General features: G+C 53.9%; 12 protein-coding genes. 10 read left to right on the top strand and 2 right to left on the bottom strand.

The genetic code is table 11. The annotated features are described in order from the left end of the window. Positions 1 to 154: 154 nt before the first annotated feature. The 3 genes from gltB to ACYVJQ_RS06160 all read left to right on the top strand — a co-directional run bounded on the left by gltB (position 155) and on the right by ACYVJQ_RS06160 (position 7,349). Positions 155 to 4,660 (top strand): glutamate synthase large subunit, encoded by a 4,506-nt coding sequence (gene gltB, locus ACYVJQ_RS06170; protein ID WP_460892193.1) that lies wholly within the window; start codon positions 155 to 157, stop codon positions 4,658 to 4,660. After that, positions 4,660 to 6,114, top strand: a complete 1,455-nt coding sequence (locus ACYVJQ_RS06165) for a glutamate synthase subunit beta (protein WP_460892192.1) — start codon at positions 4,660 to 4,662, stop codon at positions 6,112 to 6,114. Before gltB ends, ACYVJQ_RS06165 begins: the two co-directional genes overlap by 1 nt. 380 nt (positions 6,115 to 6,494) lie before the next feature. Further along, positions 6,495 to 7,349, top strand: a complete 855-nt coding sequence (locus ACYVJQ_RS06160; RefSeq protein WP_460892191.1) for an alpha/beta fold hydrolase — start codon at positions 6,495 to 6,497, stop codon at positions 7,347 to 7,349. Between the two features lie 64 nt (positions 7,350 to 7,413). Here ACYVJQ_RS06160 and ACYVJQ_RS06155 read toward each other — a convergent pair whose 3' ends face one another. Further along, entirely contained in the window at positions 7,414 to 8,733 is a 1,320-nt protein-coding gene (locus tag ACYVJQ_RS06155; protein ID WP_460892190.1) for a DUF6600 domain-containing protein, read from the bottom strand. Between the two features lie 1,030 nt (positions 8,734 to 9,763). Between ACYVJQ_RS06155 and ACYVJQ_RS06150 the strand changes: the two genes are divergently transcribed. From ACYVJQ_RS06150 to ACYVJQ_RS06120, 7 genes are all read left to right on the top strand, one after another. Then, entirely contained in the window at positions 9,764 to 11,404 is a 1,641-nt protein-coding gene (locus tag ACYVJQ_RS06150) for a M28 family peptidase (RefSeq protein WP_460892189.1), read from the top strand. A gap of 464 nt (positions 11,405 to 11,868) precedes the next feature. Continuing rightward, entirely contained in the window at positions 11,869 to 12,336 is a 468-nt protein-coding gene (locus ACYVJQ_RS06145) for a GbsR/MarR family transcriptional regulator (protein WP_460892188.1), read from the top strand. A gap of 72 nt (positions 12,337 to 12,408) precedes the next feature. After that, complete coding sequence (locus ACYVJQ_RS06140) at positions 12,409 to 13,764, top strand: TolC family protein (RefSeq protein WP_460892187.1); 1,356 nt, start codon at positions 12,409 to 12,411, stop codon at positions 13,762 to 13,764. Positions 13,765 to 13,791: 27 nt separating this feature from the next. Further along, a complete protein-coding gene (locus tag ACYVJQ_RS06135; RefSeq protein ID WP_460892186.1) occupies positions 13,792 to 14,853 on the top strand; it encodes an efflux RND transporter periplasmic adaptor subunit in 1,062 nt (353 codons plus the stop codon). Between the two features lie 35 nt (positions 14,854 to 14,888). Then, positions 14,889 to 18,074, top strand: coding sequence for an efflux RND transporter permease subunit (locus tag ACYVJQ_RS06130; protein WP_460892185.1), 3,186 nt, complete (start codon positions 14,889 to 14,891; stop codon positions 18,072 to 18,074). A gap of 127 nt (positions 18,075 to 18,201) precedes the next feature. Continuing rightward, positions 18,202 to 18,450 (top strand): acyl carrier protein, encoded by a 249-nt coding sequence (locus ACYVJQ_RS06125; RefSeq protein WP_460892184.1) that lies wholly within the window; start codon positions 18,202 to 18,204, stop codon positions 18,448 to 18,450. A 399-nt stretch (positions 18,451 to 18,849) separates the two neighbouring features. Then, positions 18,850 to 21,153, top strand: a complete 2,304-nt coding sequence (locus tag ACYVJQ_RS06120; RefSeq protein ID WP_460892183.1) for a GH92 family glycosyl hydrolase — start codon at positions 18,850 to 18,852, stop codon at positions 21,151 to 21,153. Between the two features lie 117 nt (positions 21,154 to 21,270). Here the strand turns inward: ACYVJQ_RS06120 and ACYVJQ_RS06115 are convergent, their stop codons facing one another. Then, positions 21,271 to 21,975, bottom strand: coding sequence for an endonuclease/exonuclease/phosphatase family protein (locus tag ACYVJQ_RS06115; RefSeq protein WP_460892182.1), 705 nt, complete (start codon positions 21,973 to 21,975; stop codon positions 21,271 to 21,273). Positions 21,976 to 22,079 lie beyond the last annotated feature (104 nt).

The raw sequence follows: 22,079 nt of genomic DNA, 5'->3' as shown, positions 1-22,079 counted from the left end.
AAACTGAAAATCTCAAAATTCTACCGTTTTATTTTTAATATTTTAACAACCCTAACGCTTGTTCGCTACATTTTTTACAATATTTAACTTGTTTCTTTAGCAATATTTACCCAAATTACTGATTCAACCTACTACCACCATTACCATAAAGTAGATGAATCAGGCTGATGAGAACAAAAAAGGGTTGTACACCCCTGAATTAGAGCATGACGCTTGCGGCGTTGGGTGTGTGGTCAACTTAGATGGGCAGAAGACCCATGCCACCGTCAAGGACGCGCTTACCATGCTCAAGAACATGGAGCACCGCGGCGCCACCGGCAGTGACCCAGAGACCGGCGACGGGGCGGGTATTCTACTCCAATTGCCCCATGAGTTTTTCAGAAAAGAATTAGCCGAGTTTGCCATTACGCTTCCCCCCGAAGGCAGCTACGGCGTGGGCATGGTCTTTTTCCCGGCCGTGTATGAAGTGCGGGAGAAGTCCCGCAAGATCCTCAACAACTGCCTGCGCAAGCTTCGCCTGAACCTGATAGGTTACCGCCTGGTGCCGGTCAACAGCCAGGTACCCGGCCACGGCGCCAAGGCCGTGGAGCCCTACATTGAGCAGGTGTTTGTGCAGCCCATTGACCCCTCTATCAAAGGCGAGGACCTGGAGCGCAAGCTGTTTGTGCTGCGCAACCTTATCAGCAATGAAACCCGCAAAAGCGTGCGCGGTGAGAACGGCACCTTTTACATTGCCTCCTTCTCTTCCCGCACCATCATCTACAAAGGCCAGCTCAAAACCGACCAGCTGGAGCGCTATTACCATGACCTGCGCCACCCTGAGTTGAAATCGGCGATAGCTGTGGTGCACTCCCGCTTCTCTACCAACACCTTCCCTAACTGGCGCCTGGCCCAGCCGTTCCGCTTCATTGCCCACAACGGCGAGATAAACACCATCCGGGGGAACGTGAACAAGATGAAATCCAAGGAGGCGCTCATGTCCTCGGCGCTGTTCACGCCAGAGGAAATGCAGTGGCTCATTCCTATCACTAACCCCGAGGATTCTGACTCTGCCAACCTAGATGCCCTGGTAGAATTGCTGACTTTATCTGGCCGCCCGTTGCCGCACGTCATGATGATGCTGGTGCCTGAGGCCTGGCAGAACAACCCGCACATGGACCCTTATAAAAAGGCGTTCTACAAGTACCATGCGTCCATGATGGAGCCCTGGGATGGTCCTGCCGCCCTCTTCTTCACCGATGGCACCCAGATTGGCGCCACCCTGGACCGCAACGGCCTGCGTCCCGTGCGCTACTGCCTCACCCGCCAGGGCCGCCTGGTCATGGCCTCAGAGGCCGGTGCCCTATGCGTAGACCCTAAAGACGTAATCAAGCGCGGCCGTTTGCAACCGGGCAAAATGTTACTGGCAGATATCTCACAGGGCAGAATCTTTGAGGATGAAGAAGTGAAGGCGCTGGTCTGCAATGACAAGCCCTACTATGACTGGATCCAGAAAAACCGCATCAAACTACGGCTGCGCCCCGAGCCCCGGGTATTGTTGCAGCCTTGTTCGCCAGAAGAATTAAGGCAGCGCCAGAAGGCCTACGGCTACACCCGCGAAGACCTGAAAATGCTGGTGGAACCTATGGCCGCCACGGGCTATGAACCAGTGGGCAGTATGGGTTCAGATACGCCGCTGGCGGTCTTGTCGCGCCAGAGCCAGCACGTATCTAATTACTTCAAACAGTTCTTCGCGCAGGTGAGCAACCCACCTATTGACTCCATAAGAGAGCGGTTGGTCATGTCACTGTTCACCCGCGTGGGCGAATCTTTGAACATTCTGGACGAGAGCGAGCTGCACGTCCGCCAGATTCATATCTCTCAGCCCGTGCTGGACCCCGTGGAGTTCCAGAAACTGGTCTTCTTGAAAGAAGAAGGCTTTGAGCACGAGCTCCTGGATGCCACCTTCTCTACCCGCGAGCCCGGCAACCTGCAGCGCGAGATTGACCGCATCTGCGCCGAAGCCGAGGCCGCCGTACGCGCGGGCAAGAAAATACTGATTATCTCTAACCGCAAGATTCAGAATGACCGGGCGGCTATTCCGTCCTTGCTGGCGGTGGGCGCGGTGCACCACCATTTAATTGAGAAGCGCCTGCGCACCAAGGCAGGTCTGGTAGCCGAGGCCGGCGATGCCTGGGAAACCCACCACTTCGCCACCATCATTGGCTACGGCGCCAGTGCGGTGTACCCCTTCCTTATCTATGACACCATCAAGAGCCTGCATGACCAGCAGAAGCTGGACAACGCGCAGCCGTACACGCACTATTTCCAGAACTTCATCTACGCGGTAGATAACGGCTTGCTGAAAATCCTGTCCAAGATGGGCATCAGTACGCTGCAGTCGTATCAGAGCTCCCAGATTTTTGAGATTCTGGGCCTGGGCCAGGAGGTGATTGAGAAATGCTTTAAGGGCACCGTAAACCGCCTGGAAGGCCTCAACTTTGAGGACCTGGAACGCGAGACGCTCACCAAACACCAAAGTGCGTACCCAGACCTGGAAAACCTGCTGGAGTCTGGCGGTTTCTACCAGTGGCGCCGTGATGGCGAGGAGCACCTGCTCACGCCCAAGGTGATTCACTTGCTGCAGAAATCAACCCGCCTCAATGACTTCTTGCTATATAAAGAGTATTCCAAGGCCATACGCGAGCACCAGCAGTCCACCATCACGCTGCGTAACCTGTTTGAATTTAGAAAAAGGCAGTCGGTGCCGCTGGAAGAGGTGGAGCCAGTTTCTGCTATCCTGAAACGATTTGCTACGGGCGCCATGTCCTTCGGGTCTATCTCCTATGAGGCGCACAGCACGCTGGCCATTGCCATGAACCGCATTGGAGGCAAAAGCAACAGCGGCGAGGGCGGCGAAGATGAGGCCCGCTACATCAAGCATGCGAACGGGGACTCGGAGCGCTCCCGCGTAAAGCAGGTGGCCTCCGGTAGATTTGGCGTGACCAGCCATTACCTAGCCAACGCCGATGAGATCCAGATCAAGATTGCCCAAGGCGCCAAACCCGGCGAGGGCGGTCAGTTGCCCGGCCACAAGGTAGACCACTGGATTGCCCGCGTGCGCTGCTCTACCCCCGGCGTTGGTTTGATTTCGCCGCCGCCGCACCATGACATCTACTCCATTGAAGACCTCAAGCAGCTCATCTTTGACGTGAAGAACGCCAACCCCAAGGCGCGCATCAACGTGAAATTGGTAGCAGAGGCCGGCGTGGGCACCATCGCCTCGGGCGTGGCCAAAGCCAAGGCCGACGCCATCATGATTTCCGGCGCCGACGGCGGTACCGGGGCCAGTCCGCTGAGCTCCATCCGGCACACGGGTCTGCCTTGGGAAATCGGCCTTGCCGAGGCGCACCAGACGCTTATCAAAAACAACCTGCGCAGCCGCGTGGTCCTGCAGACCGACGGCAAGATCCTGACCGGCTATGACCTGGCCGTGGCCACCCTGTTAGGCGCCGAGGAATACGGCGTAGCCACCGCCGCCCTCATTGTGGAAGGCTGCGTAATGATGCGCAAATGCCACCTCAACACCTGCCCAGTAGGCGTAGCCACCCAGGACCCTGAACTGCGTAAGCTTTTCACCGGCGACCCAGACCATGTGGTAAACCTGTTCACCTTCCTGGCCCTGGAACTGCGTCAGATTATGGCCTCCCTTGGCTTTAGAACTATCAATGAAATGGTGGGTCAGTCGCAGATCCTTAGAATCAGGACCGATTTAAACCACTGGAAACTCAAAAACCTGGATCTCTCCCCTATCCTGCACCAGGAGTACGTGCCGCGCAATGTGGGTACCTACAAGCAGATTGAGCAGGACCATGAAATCAGCAAAGTGCTGGACAAGAAACTGATTAGGGACCTCAAGAAAGGCAATACTGAGGTGGAGTACCACATCATTAACGTGGACCGCGCGGTAGGCACCATGCTCTCGTATGAGATTTCCAAAACCTTCGGGAAGCACGGCCTACCCGAAGACAGCTTCAAAACCACCTTCTACGGCTCGGCGGGCCAAAGCTTCGGGGCCTTTCTGGCGCCGGGCATCACGTTCAGGCTGCACGGCGAGGCCAATGATTATTTAGGCAAAGGCCTTTCCGGGGGCAAACTGATTTTGCAGCCCTTCAAAGACACCCAGTACCTGCCGCATGAGCATATCCTTATTGGCAATGTGGCCCTTTACGGCGCCACGGCCGGCAAAGTCTACATTAACGGCTTGGCCGGAGAGCGCTTCTGCGTGCGCAACTCGGGTGCTGAGGCCGTGGTGGAAGGCATTGGCGACCATGGCTGTGAGTATATGACCGGCGGTAAGGTATTGGTACTGGGTGAGATCGGGAAGAACTTTGGGGCGGGCATGAGCGGCGGCGTGGCCTACCTCTATGCCCCAGACCCTGCGCATGTGGAGCAGTGCAACCTGGACATGATTGGCCTGGAGGCACCAGACACCGATGACCTGCTCTGGATTGTGCAGAAGTTGCAGGAACATGTGGCTTATACCGGCAGCGTGCTGGCAGAGGAGTTCCTGGCCAATTGGGAGCAGCACTGCCAACACTTCCTGAAAGTAATGCCGGATGACCTTAAAAAAGCGCTGCAGCAAGTAAAAGAAACTGAAACCGTAAACGCACTGGTATAATGGGAAAAGCAGACGGATTCCTGAAATTCAACCGCGAGCTGCCTGGCACCCGCGACCCTAAAACCCGCATCAACGACTCCAACGAGATTTACCTTCCGTTCCCGGAAGAGAAAACCAAAGTACAGGCCACCCGCTGCATGGACTGCGGCATTCCTTTCTGCCACAATGGCTGCCCGCTGGGTAACTTGATCCCGGATTTCAATGATGCGGTCTCTGAGGGCGATTGGGAGCGGGCCGTGCGCGTGATGTACAGTACCAACAACTTCCCGGAGTTCACGGGCCGCATCTGCCCTGCCCCCTGTGAGAGCAGCTGCGTGCTGGCCATCAACAAACCGGCCGTGGCCATTGAGCACATAGAGAAGTCTATTGCTGAGAAGTCGTTTGAGCTAGGCTTGGTGAAACCTAACCCGCCCCAATACCGCACCGGCAAGAAAGTAGCCATTGTGGGCTCTGGCCCGGCCGGGCTGGCTGCCGCCGCCCAGTTAAATCAGGCGGGCCACAAGGTGACCGTGTACGAGAAAGACGAGAAGGCCGGCGGCTTGTTACGCTACGGCATCCCAGACTTCAAGCTGGAGAAATGGACCATTGACCGCCGGTTAGCCATTCTGGAGGCCGAGGGCATCCGGTTCAAATACAACCGCCGCATTGGCCATGAGACCACTCTCAAGAAACTGTACCGCAAATATGACGCGGTGCTGCTCGCCATCGGGTCTTCCAAGCCAAGGTCCATCGCTATTCCGGGCAACCATTTAAAAGGTATTCACTTTGCCATGGATTACCTGGCCTTGCACAACCGCCGGGTAGACGGGGTAGCCATTGCCCCGGAAAATGACATCCATGCCGAAGGCAAGCACGTGCTGGTCATTGGCGGCGGCGATACCGGCTCTGACTGCGTGGGCACCGCTAACCGCCATTTTGCCAAAACAATTACCCAGTTGCAGTACCGCTACATGCCCAGCTCTGAGCGCCACCCTTCTAACCCCTGGCCTGAATTGCCGGTGACGTTCTCTTCTTCTTCGTCACATGAAGAAGGCTGCGAGCGGAGCTACGGTTGGCTGAACAAGGAATTCATCGCGGACGAAAACGGTAACGTGAAAGGCCTCCGCGTGGTGGAGCTGGAATGGAAAAACCAAAGTGAGTACACTGAGAAACCTAACAGCGAACGCATTCTGCCCTGTGACCTAGCCCTTATTGCCATTGGCTATGAGCGCCCGGAGCATGACGCCTTCTCCGCGAACTTCCAGTTTGAGTACGACCGCCGCGGCAACTTTAAACTTCGTGACTGGCAAACCAACGTGCCGGGTATTTTCTCGGCGGGTGATGCCTGCCGCGGGCAATCGCTGGTGGTCTGGGCCATCTCAGACGGCCGCGAAGCTGCCCGCGCCATAGACGTCTATTTGATGGGGGACTCTGAGTTGCCTTCTAAGGAGATATCCAAGTATCAGTTATTTTAAAGCGTATCAGGTAGTATGTATCACGTAGCATGATTTTCCCTTGAGTTTTTGAAAAGGCCCCGGTCTTGCCTGTTGGTGAGGCTGAGGCTTTTTTTGTTGAGTAATAGGAGTTTCCGTTTTAAGCCTCTTTTCTGAAAAACAGGCTCAAAACGAAAAGCCCGAATCCCCTCTCCCTCAGGGAGAGGGTTAGGGTGAGGGGCAGCGGTGGTTCTATATAAATGGTATTTCCAGTTGGGACCATACCCCCTCATCCTACCCTTCTCCCTCGGGGAGAAGGAACTGCGCTGTTACTGTTTTGGGGCCGTTTTTCAGAAAACAAGCTCAAAACAGTAAAAGTCATCTTTGTACACGTACAACCGGTAAAACCCTTTACCGAAAGCATGGCCATAAAGGAAACATATTACTCTTCCAATAGCATCCAATTACATACCCTAGAGGCGGGAGACCCAGAGGCCAGGACCATCTTGTTTCTGCATGGGTTTCCGGAGTTTTGGTATGCCTGGGAGAAGCAGCTTCCATTCTTTGCCGAAAGAGGCTGGCATGCGGTAGCCCCTGACCAGCGGGGATATAACCTGAGTAGCAAACCAGAAGGCGTAGCGGCCTATGCCATGGCCCAACTTACCAAAGACATCGCGGAGTTGATTCCGCAAATAAGTAAAGGGAAAGTGGTGTTGGTGGGGCATGACTGGGGTGGTGGCGTGGCCTGGAATCTGGCAAAGAAATACCCTCACCTCTTGGAGAAACTGGTTATCCTGAACATGCCCCACCCGCAGGTCTTAAACAAACACTTTTCCAGTAACGTCCGGCAAATGCGCAAGAGTTGGTACACTGCCTTTTTCCAGTTGCCCTGGCTACCCGAATTCTTTTCCGGCGCCTTTCATTTCAAACTCCTGGAGAAGTCCCTGGCGGGTTCGGCGGTGCCTGGCACTTTTACCGCCCAGCAACTGACTCATTACAGAGAAGCCTGGGCCCAGCCCAAGGCCCTGGAAAGCATGATTAACTGGTACCGGGCCTACCGCTATTCACCTAACAGAGAGATATTGAAAATAGAAGTGCCTACCCTTTTGCTTTGGGGCCGGAAAGACCCGTTCCTGGGCGAGGAAATGGCGCAGCCCAGCATTTATACCTGCAGAAAGGGCCAGCTTGTCTTTCTGGAAGGCGCTACCCACTGGTTGCACCACGAACAACCCACCCAGGTCAATGAAGCTATTCAGACCTTTTTAGAGGAGAGGTAAAGCAAAAAGCCGTACCCCAAAGAGGCACGGCTTTCCTATCATTCATTACTCTAATAAAAACGTGTTAATTCCGGGTTCGGCGTCTGTCCCTGGCTGGGCCTTCACTCCCCGATGAACGTTGCGCTGGCTGCGCTTGGGGCTGCTCCTGCCGGGGGGCTGGTGCGGCTGCGGGCATTTGCCGGCTACGGGACTGAGGTTGCTCTTGCACAGAAGAAGGGCTACTGCGGTAAACAGGGCCACTTTCAGACCTCGGGGCGGCGCTCTCTACCCTGGACCGGGAACTAGACTCCCGAACTTCGGATTCCCGGGTTCTGGCTGGATAATCGGCTCGGGTGGCGCGTTCAGGTTGGGCCTCAGAGTCGGCACTCTGTGGCATTCTGCGTACGCTTTCCCGCTGGCGCACGCGCTCCAGGTCCGGGGCTCGTTGCTCACTTGACGTCTCTACTCTGCTTCGGCCTACGCCTACCGCATTCACCTCACTACTTCCGCGGGTGCTGCCGGGCGTGCTTTCCACCGCTGAATGGTTACGCACGGTGCCGCTATTCATGGAACCGCTGCTTCTTTCGGTTCTGGAGGTAGAGGTGTTGGTATCTGCGTACCGCGAGCGGGTAAGGCTATTGTCGCGGCTTTCTACGCGGGCGGGTGCCTCAGAGCGGCGGTTGTTGTCTATGTCTGGGCGGTAGATCCGTACGGAGTTTTCCGCCACTGCGGTTCGGCCGGCCCGGTTGTCATTTTCTACCCGGTACACGTTCACTTTTCTATTGGTGGCGCGCTCAATGTCCTGGCTTCTGGGGCCATAGACATACTTGCGGTTGTCGCGCTCATAATAGTTGTTGATGATGGTAGTGTTGTGGTAAATATTCACCACCTGGGTTCTGGGCACGCAATAAGAATAGATGCGGGGGTGGGTAATGTAGCGCACCGGCACAAAGCACCAACGGCTAGCAGGCAATATATAAGTGACCCGCGGTCCCATGGGTGCCCAACCGTAATAGCCGTTGCTGTGGCGCCAATCCACCCAAGCCGGTCCCCATTCAGTTCCGGGTATCCAGAGCCAGCCGTAGTAGTCGTCAAACATCCAGCGGCCGTAGTGAAACGGCGCCCAGCCCCAGTCATAGTCAGAGACCCACGTGTTGCCATAATCGGTCATGACCCAGTGGCCGCGGGTACCGTAGGGCTGGAAATTGCGTTCTACGTCAGGTGACCAGACATAGCCATACTCGGGATCGTTGATCCAACGGCCGTAAGGCTCCAGCTCATCATAGAACGTCCGGAAGGAAACCCGGTCGCCTGGACGGGCCTGGGCCTCTGCGCCCCCCAGCAGGCCGAAGAAAAAGAAGGCCACTACTCCCAGGGCCCCCATGCGTTGTAGAAAAGATTTCATTTTGGTTTTGTTTAAGGTACAAAGCAATAGAGGAACCAAAGCAAGCACCAAGGCCTTAAGCACTTACGCGTCAGTTTTCCTGCCTGTTCAGGCGAAAGCAAAATTCTTGCCTAAAATTTATAATTCCCTATATAAATCAGAATACCTGGCCAGGCAATGAGAGGTCGGTCTTTCTTTTCTCTGTTTACAGGTACTACAGCCTCCTTTTCTCAAAAAAATCACTTCAGAAAAACTGCTTCTCAGTAGCTTATATTTCAAGATACGTTAGTTGCGTTTTCCTCACCTTAAAAGATAGCCATTAACAATTGGCTTGGTTTCCTGATTATAAGATTAATTCCCCATTCGCGATTCTTAAACCTTTGGTGCTGGTACCTGAGCAAGGTTCATATACAGGAATACTTTGCTTGCTTTGGGCGAAATCTGAAAGAAAGAGAAATACTTGCCAACTACCCAGGGAACGGAAAAGGCTGGCACCATTGTTGTACCTACATAGAACAATAAGATTGTAAAATTTCTTGTTTTATGGTCCTCAATTATTTTGTCTCCGTAAAATGAATTATCTTTTCCAACGTTGTTGAATTATAACAGGCAGGGCAGATTCTACGGATGACACCAACGGGCAAAACTGTTCTAAACACTTTAGCATACTTGCATTTTATACTCATGAAAAATAGCACCCTACACTCAATTGCTTCGTTACTGAAAAAATTGATTTCCAGCTTGACTGGCCCTACGCTTCAACCCATTCCAGTTCCTGTGCGCCAGCGCAAAAACTAAGCGGCAGAGGCCCTTCTCTAGACACACTTTACTTAATTGTATGAAATCCCTGCACCCCTTAGGTGCAGGGATTTTTGTTAGGCATGGTTCCCATTTCTGCCAGAGTGAGGCCAGGCTATTTTGAGCCCGTTTTTTGGAAAACAGCCCTAAAACAGACTTCATATCCAGGTCTGGAGAAGCCTGCTGCGGCCTATGGTTCAACTTATTTTTGTAATTTAACCGCTTCCAGCAGATTGTATACCCCTTTCTACAGATGAAATTCCTTCCTTACCTGATGAGCGCTTTGTTGCTGGCCGGCCCGGTCACTGCGCAGAAATTGCAAGTAAACAAAGACCTGGCCCAGCGCCTGGACCATGTAAAGCCCGCCTCCCTCAAGGGCCATATCCAGTACCTGGCAGATGACAAACTGCTGGGCAGGCTGCCCGGCACGCCCGGCTACCAGATGGCGGTAGACTACGTGGTGCAACAGTTCAAAGCCATTGGGATACAGCCGGCCGGAGAAAACGGTACGTACCTGCAGAAAGTAAGGATCAGGAAAGCTGTGACCGGCCAGGACGCTACCCTGAGCCTGACTACCGGCCAGGAAACCAAGGCCCTGGCCCCGGGCAAGGACTTCGCGATCTATCCCAATCCGCAGAACCCCTCGGTAAACGTGGAGGCCCCGCTGGCGTTTGCCGGGTATGGCATCACTGCCCCTGAGGTAGGCTACGATGACTATGCTAACCTGGATGTGAAAGGCAAGGTGGTGGTGATCCTGCGGGGCGCCCCCAAGAACTTCCACTCCACCGTGGCCGCCGCCAGCTCAGACCTGATGGTGATCCTGAAGAACGCCGCTGACCACGGGGCCGTGGGCGTGGTGGTAGGCAGCACCAATCCCAGCCCCCGGGCCACGGTGCCCAACCTCGCGCGCGGGGTGAACAGCGTCATGGACGCTCAGGGCAAGGTTGCGGCCTCCCGTAACTTCGTTTCTGACCAAATCAAACTGCTCGCCTACGTGAACGCGGCCACGTCCCAGAATTTGCTGCAAAGCGCCGGGCTGGATACCGCCCAGGTGCAGGCCAGCCTGCAGAAAGGTATGCCCGTGTCAAAGGCGTTGCCTGGAAAGCTGGCAAGCCGCTACTCCTCTTCTTACCAAGATTTTGACTCCTATAATGTAGTGGGCAAGATTACTGGGTCAGACACTGCCCTACGTGACGAATACGTGGTGCACAGTGCCCACCTGGACCACACGGGCGTAGGCACGCCCGTGAAAGGCGACTCTATCTATAACGGCGCCCATGACAACGCTTCTGGGGTGGCCAGCGTGCTGGAGATTGCCCGCGTGTACAGCAACCTCAAGGTAAAGCCGAAACGTTCTGTGCTGTTTGTGCTGCTTACTGGTGAGGAGATGGGCCTGCTGGGCTCGGCCTATTTTGCTAAGTACCCCACCGTGCCCCAGCAAAAGATCGTGGCCAACATCAACACAGACATGCCTACCATCATTGCCCCGTTGCTGTCGGCGGTGGCGCTAGGCGCCGAGCACTCCTCTCTGGCCCAACCCGTAGCCCAGGCGGCCGGCTATCTGGGCATTGCCGTAGAGGCCGACCCTGAACCTGACCAGAACCGCTTTATCCGGAGCGACCAGTACAGCTTTGTGATGCAGGGCATTCCGGCGCTGCACATCAAATACGGCAATAAAACCAAAGACGGCCAGAACAACCTCAACAAGCAGGTAGAGGTCTGGCGCGCCGCTTTCTACCACAAGCCCCAGGACGAGCTCAATGATTCCTTTGACTTTGAGGCCGGCAAAAAATACGTGCAGGTGAACTTCCTGATCAGCTACCAGGTGGCGAACGCCCCGGAGCGCCCCACCTGGAACCCCAATGACTTTTTCGGGGGTCGGTATAAAAAATAATCTCTCAGGCTCACCTTTCAGACTGAAACCCGTTTTAGGCCCGTTTTTCTAAAAACGGGCCTAAAACGGGTTTCTACTTTTCTATAGTATATCGGCAAATACACTCTTGGTTGTGGCGATTAATAACTAGCCAGCCGAGCCTTTCTGGTTTGGGGTTACTTTTTAGAAACCGGGCTTAAAACAGCGTCACGCGGGTTTTGGAGGCGATGCACAGGTTTCTTCCCAAACCCCGCTTAAAATGCCTTTGATTTAGGTTAGCTTTGCAGCCCATTACCACCAAGGCAGGGATTAATTGTTGTCCCCTTTTTCTGTTACAATAACTACCAACTTCCCCTTTAAAGTGCCCCAACACCTCCAAGAAAATCACTCGCTAAAAAAGAATAAATTTTGGTTCTGCAAATTATGAACTAAAGAAACTTAATTCTACCTTTGCAGCGTTCTTAGTCTAAACAAAGAATAACCAAGTGGCGCAATTATCAGAGGAGCAACGAAAATTAATTGAAAAGATAGGGATATTCCATGAGCAGCAGGGCTTTCCGCCAGCTACCGGGCGTATCATGGGCTTACTCTATGTCACAGACAGGCCTTACCTCTCCTTTGAGGAAATCCTGGAGACGCTCAACATCAGCAAGAGTGCCACCAGCAATGCCTTGAACATGCTTTTGCAGATGCGCGTGATTGAGTACACTACCTACCCCGGCGACCGCAAGCGGTACTTTGGGGCCCTGCTGGAAAACTGGCACCAGGAAGTGGTAAACAAAATGGAGCAAGTTTTGTCTTTCAGTAAGCTGGTACGCCAGTGTAACGAACTCAGAGGCAACTCTAACCCAGAGATGAACAAGCTAATGGAAGACCGGGTGGAGTTCATGGAATACCTTTCGCAAGAAGTGCCCAAGCTGATGGAAACCTGGCTGAAGAACAGAAAAAAATAATTTTTTTTAACGATTTGGTTCTCGTTTCTCAGAACCAACTATTTCTACACAAACCAATTACAAGATTAAACCGTGAATAAAAAGCATTTCCTACTGAGTCTTCTGCTGGTATTGGTGGCCAGATTCAGTTACGCGCAGACCCAACCGCAGGGCAAAGTGATTACCCTTCAGGAGGCGCTCACCTTAGCTTCCACCAATAATATCTCTATTCAGCAGGCCCAATTAGATGAAAAGGGCGCCGAATACCGCATAAGGGAAACCAAAGGCTCTGGCTTGCCCCAGATTAACGGAACCGGTCAGCTGAGTGTGTATCCTTCCATTCCAACCCAGTTATTGCCTGGTGAGATCATTGGCCAGCCGGGAACGTATGTGCCGGTGAAATTCGGGCAGAAGTACGTTGCCTCTGGTGGTTTGGAGCTTTCCCAACTGATTTTCAGCAAGTCCTACTTTGTGGGGCTGGAAGCTGCGGCTACCACCCGCGACCTGTACCGCCTGATGACCCAAATGAGCAAGGAAGACGTGATTTACAACGTAAGCTCAGCTTATTTGCAAGCGCTGCAGACCAAGGAGCAATTCAACACCATTGAGGCCAATTACAACCGCCTGGTGCAACTGGAGAAGATCCTGACCTTGCAATACAAGAATGATTTTGCCAAGAAGGTAGACGTGAACCGCATCACGGTGAGCAAAACCAATCTGCAGAACCAGCGTGAGACCCTGGCCTCGGCCTATGAGCAGCAGAAAAACGTGCTTAAGTTTTTCATCGGGTTGCCCGCAGACCAGCCGCTGGAGCTTTCTGAAGAGGCCACCCTTTCTAACACAGAGCTTCCGCTTACCGCAGACGCCAATGCGGTATTGGCACAACGGACGGACTACCAGGCCTTGCAGACCCAGAAAAAACTGTACGGGTTAAACGTGGAAAACATCAAAGGCCGGGCATATCCTTCGCTGGCCGGTTTTGGTCAGTTCAACTACAATGCCCAGCGCCAGGAGTTTAACTTCTTTGACACCAACAAACCTTGGTTTAACACCTTTGTTTTAGGGGTACAGATGAACATCCCTATTTTTGACGGTTTCCAGCGCCGGAACCAAATCCTGCGCGCCGAGCTGGACGTGAAGAGAACTGATCTCACCATGCAGAACCTGGCCTTGAATACGCAGTTGAGCCTGGAGAACGCCATTAAGCAGATTGGTACCAGCCAACTGGCTATCCAGAACCAGGAACGCAACGTGCAATTGGCCCAGGAGGTCTATAACACCACTAACCGGTTGTACAAAGAGGGTCTTTCTCCCCTAACAGATTTACTGGAGGCAGAGGTGAGCGTACGCGAAGCCCAGACCAACCTTAACAATGAACGCTTAAAATTCAAAATCTCGCAGCTGAACTACCTGAAAGCCCGCGGCGAATTACAAACCCTTGTCCAATAACATACCTACCTGTCCATTACTAAAAAGATGAAAAAACTGATTTATATCGTAATTGCGCTTCTTCTCATTGGGGCCGTGGCCTACACGCTGAACAAGAACAAAAAAGAGATGACCGCTAAGGCCGCCGTGGCCGAGATCAAAAGCGAGGCTATTCCGGTGACCTTGACCCAGGTACAGTCTGCCAAACTGGACAAATCGTTCACGGCCCAGGGTAATTTCAAGCCAGTGCAAAGCCTTACCCTGGTGTCTGAAATCTCCGGACAGATCCAGAAAGTGTACAAACGCAAAGGGGACAAGGTACGCGCCGGCGAATTGCTGTTACAGGTAGAAGACAATACCACCAGCGCCAATCTGGCTACCGCCCAGGCCAACTATGCCAAAGCCCAGAAAGACCTGGAGCGCATGAAAAACCTGGTGGCCGGTGACGCCGTGACCAAACGCCAGTTAGAAGATGCCCAGATCAACGTGAACGCCGCCCGCGCCCAGTTGGTAGCCGCCCGCCAGAACCAAGCCAATGCCCGCGTTACCTCCCCTATCAATGGACAGATCAATGAGATGTACATTGAGGTAGGTTCTTATCTGAACGCCAACGCCGGCACTAAAATGTATGACATTGTGAATGTAGACCGCCTGAAACTGAACGTGAAGGCTTCTGAGGCTGAGGTGTTGCTTATTAACCGTGGCCAGAAAGTGAAAGTGACCGCCAACGCCGGCGGCGCCCAGGAGTATGAAGGCACCGTGACCGCCATTGGCGCCGCCGCAGATGCCAGCCTGAAATTTGACGTGGAGATTGAAGTGAAGAACACGGCCAACAATAACCTGCGTGCGGGTATGTACGGTACTGCTTTCTTCCCGGTAAATGCCCAGCGTGACGCCCTGCTCTTGCCCCGTGAGGCCATTGTGGGTAGCATCCAGGACCCAAGCGTATGGGTAGTAAACAATGACAAAGCCAGCCTGCGCAAAGTGAAAGTAGGTATTGTTACCCAAGACCAGGTAGAGATCCTGGACGGCATCCAGCCTAATGAGCAGGTGGTACGCAGTGGTCAGATCAACTTGCGTGAAGGCATTCAGGTGACTGCCCTTAAGTAATCATCCCCATTCTATTTACAGAAGACGTTTAGAAAATGAATATAACCAAATTATCCATACAGCGGTCAACCCTGGTGGTGGTGGTCTTCACGGTCCTTACCCTGCTGGGTGTTGTCTCCTACAACTCGCTCAACTATGAGCTGTTGCCTAAGTTCAGCCCGCCGGTACTCACTATCACTACGCTTTACCCTGGGGCTTCGCCGAATGAGGTGGAGAACTCAGTGACCAAAGAGATTGAAGACGCGCTTTCGGCTCTGGAGAATGTGAAGGAGATGAAAGGAACCTCCCTGGAGAGTTTCTCCATCATCACCATCCAATTAAACCAAGGCACCAACGTAGATTTAAGTCTGCAGGACGCCCAGCGAAAGATAAACGCCATTCTGGCCCGTCTGCCCGAGGACGCCGATCCTCCCACGCTGAACAAGTTTGACTTTGACGATTTGCCTATCATCAAGATGGGGGCCACGGCCAACATGCCTGCCACCGAGTTCTTCGATCTGATTGACAACAAGATCAAGCCTGAACTTTCCCGCGTACCGGGTATGGCCCAGATCAAGATCTTGGGTGGTGCCGAGCGGGAGATCAAAGTGAACATCAAAGCCGACAGATTGGAAGCCTATGGCATCTCCATCCTGCAGGTGCAGCAGAAGATCAAGAACTCCAACCTGGACTTCCCTACCGGCAGAATCAAGAACGAGAACGGACAGACCCAGCTGCGTTTGGCGGGTAAATACCAGAACCTGGACCAACTGCGTAACCTGGTCATCAAATCTGACCAGAACGGAACGGTGCGTCTCTCAGACTTAGCCGAGGTGCAGGATACTCAGAAAGACGTAGACGTGTTGAGCCGTATTAACTCTAAGGCCTCGGTGGGTATCACTATCCAAAAGCAGTCAGATGCTAATGCCGTAGAGGTGAGTGCCCAGACCAAGGCCGCTCTGGCTAAGTTGGAGCAAACCTATGCCAGCCAGGGCCTTAAATTCAACATCGCCTCAGACAGCTCTGACTTTACCCTGGAAGCCGCTGACTCCGTGATCCATGACTTGATCATCGCCGTTATTCTGGTGGCCGTGGTAATGTTATTGTTCCTGCACTCACTACGGAACGCCATTATTGTAATGGTATCTATCCCGGCCTCTTTGGTGGCTACCTTTATTGCCATGTTCCTGCTGGGCTACTCCCTGAACCTGATGTCCTTGCTGGCTCTTTCCCTGGTGGTAGGTATTCTGGTGGATGATGCCATTGTGGTGATTGAGAACATTTACCGCCACATGGAGATGGGCAAATCGCCGGCCCAGGCTGCTTATGACGGTATCAAGGAGATCATGGCCACCGTTACCTCCATTACCCTGGTAATTGTGGTGGTGTTCGTGCCTATTGCCTTGTCTACCGGTCTGGTATCTGACATCTTGCGGCAGTTTGCCGTGGTAGTGGCCATTGCCACCATGATCTCACTCTTTGTGGCCTTTACCTTGATCCCGCTGCTGGCCAGCCGTTTCTCCAAGCTGGAGCACGTGTCTAACAAGAACATCTTCGGGCGCTTTATCCTGTGGTTTGAGCGCCAGTTAGATAACATCATTGAGGGCTTCACCAGTACGCTTAAATGGGCGTTTAACCACAAGTTCATCACGCTGGGGGTTACCCTGCTTTTATTGGTGGGCTCGTTCATGCTACCTAAATATGGTTTCATTGGGTCTGAGTTTATCCCGGCCGGTGACCGCGGTGAGGTAAGCTTGCAGTTGGAGTTGCCTAAGAACTCTACCGTAGAGCAAACCAACTTCGCCACCAAGCAGGTAGAGGAATACCTGCGCGGCATTCCGGAAGTGAAGCGGGTGTTTACCACAGTGGGTACCACGGCCTCGTCGCAGGCAGGCCAGACCTCGGCTTATCAGGCCGAACTTTCCGTGGCGCTGGTAGACGTGAAAGAGCGTTCCTTCAGCACCCAGCAGTTCAGCCGTCAGGCTAAAGCCGATATTGAGAGCAAGCTGCCCAACGTAGAGGTTTCCCCGGTACCGGTAGGTCTGGTGGGTAACGCACAGGCGCCTATTCAGGTGGTGTTGTCCGGCTCAAACATTGACACCCTTATTGCTTTCTCTAAGCGCGTGACCCAAGTGGTGGAAAGCGTACCGGGAACGGTAGACGTGGAAGTGTCTGTGGAAGGCGGTAACCCAGAGATTGAGGTGATTGTGGACCGCGACAAGATGGCCAGTGTAGGCATGTCTCTGGAAAGCGTGGGCGCCGGGATGCAAATGGCGTTCTCCGGTAACACAGACGCCTCATTCCGCTCCGGTACCGAGGACTATGACATCAACATCCGTCTGGATGAATTTGACCGCCGCAACGTAACTGATATTGCCAACCTTTCCTTCATCAACAACCAGGGCAAGGTAGTGCGCTTAGGGCAGTTTGCCGACGTGAAACAGTCTACCGGTCCGTCACAGTTGGAGCGTACCAACCGCGTTACCTCTTTGAACGTGAACTCACAGGTAATCGGGCGTCCGTCCGGTTCAGTTGGAGCCGACATCCAGACCAAGATGGCCGAAGTTAAAATCCCGAACGGCGTAACCATTGACTACGCCGGTGACCTGAAAAACCAGAGCGAAGGTTTCGGTACGCTAGGTATTGCCTTGCTGGCTTCTATCATCTTCGTGTACCTGATCATGGTGGCCTTGTATGACTCTTATGTGTACCCGCTGGTGGTATTGTTCTCTATTCCGCTGGCAATTATTGGGGCCTTGTTGGCCCTGGCGCTGGCCGGTCAGAGTTTGAGCATCTTCTCCATTCTGGGTATTATCATGATGATTGGTCTGGTAGCCAAGAACGCCATTATGGTGGTAGACTTTACCAACCAGATGAAGAAAGAAGGACATCATGTGAAGGACGCACTTATTGAAGCCGTCCGCATCCGTTTCCGCCCGATCCTGATGACTACCCTGGCCATGGTGATTGGTATGTTACCGATTGCCTTAGCGGGTGGATCAGTGGCCGCCACCAAGAACGGTCTGGCCTGGGCCTTGATTGGGGGCTTGAGCTCCTCCATGTTCCTGACCCTGATTGTGGTACCTATCATCTACTATGGTTTTGACCGCATCCTGGCCAAGTTTGGCTTAGACAAGAAAACTGAGATCATCCTGGTAGACAAGACAGCCGAAGAACTGGAGCGCGAAACCGCTGAGCTGGAAGCCCGGAAAGAAGAACTAGGCCATGTGGCCGTCATATAATCAATGCCCTATCTGAATAATGAATGATGTGTAAAGGCGGGTGCATTTTGTGCCCGCTTTTATCCCTTTTCCGCTGATTGGTTCAGCACCCTGTTTTTTACTTTTTACCTACCAGCTTAACATTTTTATGGTAACTGCAACAGCACCATCTATCGCGCAGAAGGTGGTCCATATTATCAGCAGAATTAAACGCATCCAGCCCACCCGCCTGCGGGTCAATTCTCAACTGCACAAAGAATTGGGCTTTGACACCGCCGATGTGGTAGACATTATCCTGGCACTGGAGAAGCGCTTTAAGATTGTGATCCCAGACGAAGTACCCCTGAACACGGTGGGTGATTTCGTGGAGTATGTTTCTATCCATTCTAAGAATTAGGAAAAGAACCTTTACGCATTTAAAGCAGAAAGCCAGGCCGGAGAAATCCAAGGCCGGGCTTTCTGCTTTTCCGTTTCGGGAAAACGGAGGCGGCTGCGCCGAGTCCTTAGTCCTGAGTTCTGAGTTCTGAGTCCTGAATCCAACGTCCAGAGTCAAAAAGGAACACGCATTCCGTCCCCCTTTGAAGGGGGTAGGGGGATGATTTACGCATTCCTAACTCAAGACTCAAGACTCAGGACTCAGGACTTAAGAAAAAATTGTATCCGTACCCAGGCTACTGCCCTGCTTTACTTAGGTGCCTTTTCTTATCCACTTCACTCCTTACTTCCCGGTCTATTACCGCTTCCAGGAGAATTCTGCTACTTTAGGGCTGATTTCCAAAAAACACCCTCAAAACGCATGCGCCTCCAACGCCTCTCCTTCTGCCTGTTTTTCGCCTTGGTTCTCCTGCAGGTCTCCGTGGCCACCGCCCAGAAGAAAACCCGTCCCGCTTTTGAACCCGAAGAGTTGGTCAACCCCCTCATGGGCACCGACTCCAAGCCCGAGCTTTCCAACGGCAACACCTACCCCGCGGTGGGCGTGCCCTGGGGCATGAACCTGTGGACCCCGCAGACTGGCACCATGGGCCACGGCTGGGCCTACACCTACGCGGCAGATAAGATAAGAGGCTTTAAGCAAACCCACCAACCCAGCCCCTGGATGAACGACTACGGCCAGTTCGTGATCATGCCGGTCACGGGCAAGATGCGCTTTGACCAGGACGGCCGCGCCAGCTGGTTCTCGCATAAGTCTGAAACAGCAAAGCCGTATTACTACAGCGTGTACTTAGCGGACCATGACGTCACCACCGAACTCACCCCCACCGAGCGCGCCGCCCAGTTCCGGTTCACCTATCCTAAAGCCGATAGCTCCTTTCTGGTGATTGACGCGCTGGACCGGGGCTCCTACATTAAGGTGATTCCTTCTGAGAACAAGATCATCGGCTACACCACCCGGGCCGCCCGCAGCAACCCCAAAAACTTTAAGAACTACTTTGTCATTTACGTAGACAAGAAATTCTCCCTCGCCCGCACCTTCCGTGGCAAAGCCTTGGTGAAGGATTCTCTGGAACTTACCGCGGCGCACACGGGAGCGGTGATTGGCTTCAAGACCACCAAAGGCGAGAAAGTACATCTGAAAGTGGCCTCTTCTTTCATCAGTTTTGAGCAAGCCGAACTGAACCTGCAGCGCGAACTGGCCCAGGATGATTTTGAGGCGACCAAACGGAAAGCCAAGGCGCGGTGGAACCAAACCCTCAGCCGCATTAAAGTAGAGGGCGGCACGGACGAGCAGCAGCGCACATTCTATTCCTGCCTGTACCGCACGCTCTTCTTCCCCCACAAAATGTACGAGCTCAATGCCCAGGACCAGGTGGTGCACTACAGCCCCTACACCGGCCAGACCCTGCCCGGCTACCGCTTCGCCGGCACCGGCTTCTGGGACACGTTCCGGGCGCTTTACCCGTTCCTGAACCTCATGTACCCCAGCATCAACAAAGAGATGCAGGAAGGCCTGATCAATGATTTCAAGGAAGGCGGCTGGCTGCCCGAGTGGTCCAGCCCCGGCTACGCCGACATCATGGTGGGCAACAACTCGGCCTCTGTGGTGGCAGACGCTTATGTGAAAGGCCTACGCGGCTATGACATTGAAAAGCTTTATGAGGCGCTGGTGCACGGGGCCAACAACGAAGGCCCCATCTCCGCCATCGGCCGCAAGGGCGCTGAGTACTACAAGACGCTGGGCTACGTACCCTACGACGTGAAGATCAACGAGAACGCCGCCCGCACTTTGGAGTACGCCTACGACGATTTCACTATCTACCAACTGGCCAAGGCCCTGAAGAAGCCGCAGGCCGAGGTTGACCTCTACGCCAAGCGCAGCCAGAACTACCGCCACCTCTTTGACCCAGCCACGGGTCTGATGCGCGGCAAAAACCAGAATGGCCAATTCCAGTCGCCCTTCAACCCATTCAAGTGGGGCGACGCCTTTACCGAGGGCAACAGCTGGCACTACTCCTGGAGCGTGTTCCATGACGTGCAGGGGCTGGTGGATTTGATGGGCGGCAAGGAGAACTTCGTCAAGAAACTGGACTCCGTGTTCACCCTGCCGCCGGTGTACGACGAGAGCTACTACGGCAGTGTGATCCATGAGATACGCGAAATGCAGATCGCTAACATGGGTCAGTACGCGCACGGAAACCAACCCATCCAGCACATGATCTACCTTTACAACTTCGCCGGCGCGCCCTGGAAAACCCAGTACTGGGCCCGCCAGACCATGGACCGCATGTACAAGCCCACCCCCGACGGCTACTGCGGCGACGAGGACAACGGCCAGACCAGCGCCTGGTACGTGTTCAGCGCCATGGGTTTCTACCCCGTCTGCCCCGGTACCACCCAGTACGTGCTGGGTGCGCCCCTCTTCCCCAAAATGACTATTACCTTAGAGAAGGGCAAGAAGCTGGTGATAGAGGCCCCCAAGAACTCCGCCCAGAACCTCTACGTGCAGTCGCTCAAGTTCAACGGCAAGGCCTACGGGAAGAACTTCGTGGACCACTTTGATTTACTAAAGGGCGGCACCCTGAAGTTTGACATGGGGCCGGAGCCGAATAAAAAGCGGGGAACCGAGGACAGCGCCTATCCTTATTCCTTCTCCAAACAATAGCCTGCCTCAAGCAGCTCCTACCCTGTAAAACAGAAAAAGGCTTTCCCGTGGCGCGGGAAAGCCTTTTTCTGTTTTGGGCCCGTTTTCCGGAAAACAGGCCCGAAACGGCGCGGGGCCTTAGGGCAGAAACCTGAGTTCGGCCACAATAGGCCGATGGTCTGAGGCGTAGGTTTCCGGGATGACCTGGTGACTCACCACCTTGAACCTGGCGGCGGGGGAATAGCCAATAAAATCAAGGGTTCTGTTAGGCTCTAGCACCGGGAAGGTAAAGGCGCAGTCCTGGCAGGTTCTGGTGAAGAGCGCGTCCAGGCGCTGGATGGATTCTGAGCCGGGCGTCGCGTTGAAGTCGCCGGCAATGATAAAGGGAAGCTTCACCCCGTCTTTTACCTGGGCGATCTTCTCTAGTTGCAGCAGGCGGTTCTGCGGGTTTCCTTTTTCGTCCAGGTGGGTGCTGGCAAAGACCAGGCTTTTCTTAGGAGAGATTTGGATGGTGGCGTAGGCCAGTACCCGGGGCTCAGCGTTGGTGCCGGCCACCGAAGGCAGCGGTACGGCAACGGCGCCCTCCAGCGGAAACCTGGAAAGAATGGCCACCCCGTAGTCTCCGCCGTCATAGTCCAGCGCCTTCCCGAAGAAATAGTGCATGCCTAGTTTCTGGGCAATCACTTTCGCCTGGTCTACCCCACCCGAGCGGTTGGTGTGCACGTCTACTTCCTGCAGGGCCACCACGTCTGGGTTCTGGGCCTTGATCACGGCCACTATCGCGTCCAGGTCAATGAACTTCGGCTTAGAGGGCGGGTTGGCGTGCCGGATGTTGTAGGACATCACTTTCAGGGCCACCTCCTTTTTTTGACTTCCCTTGCTCCCCGTCTGCGCGGGCTGGGTGCAGGAAAAGGCTAGGAGCAAAAGGCCAAGAAAGGCAAAAAATC

The organism is Rufibacter soli (genome assembly GCF_054781795.1).
The sequence above is the reverse complement of the archived record's forward strand: the minus strand, read 5'-3'. Positions and strand labels throughout refer to the sequence as shown.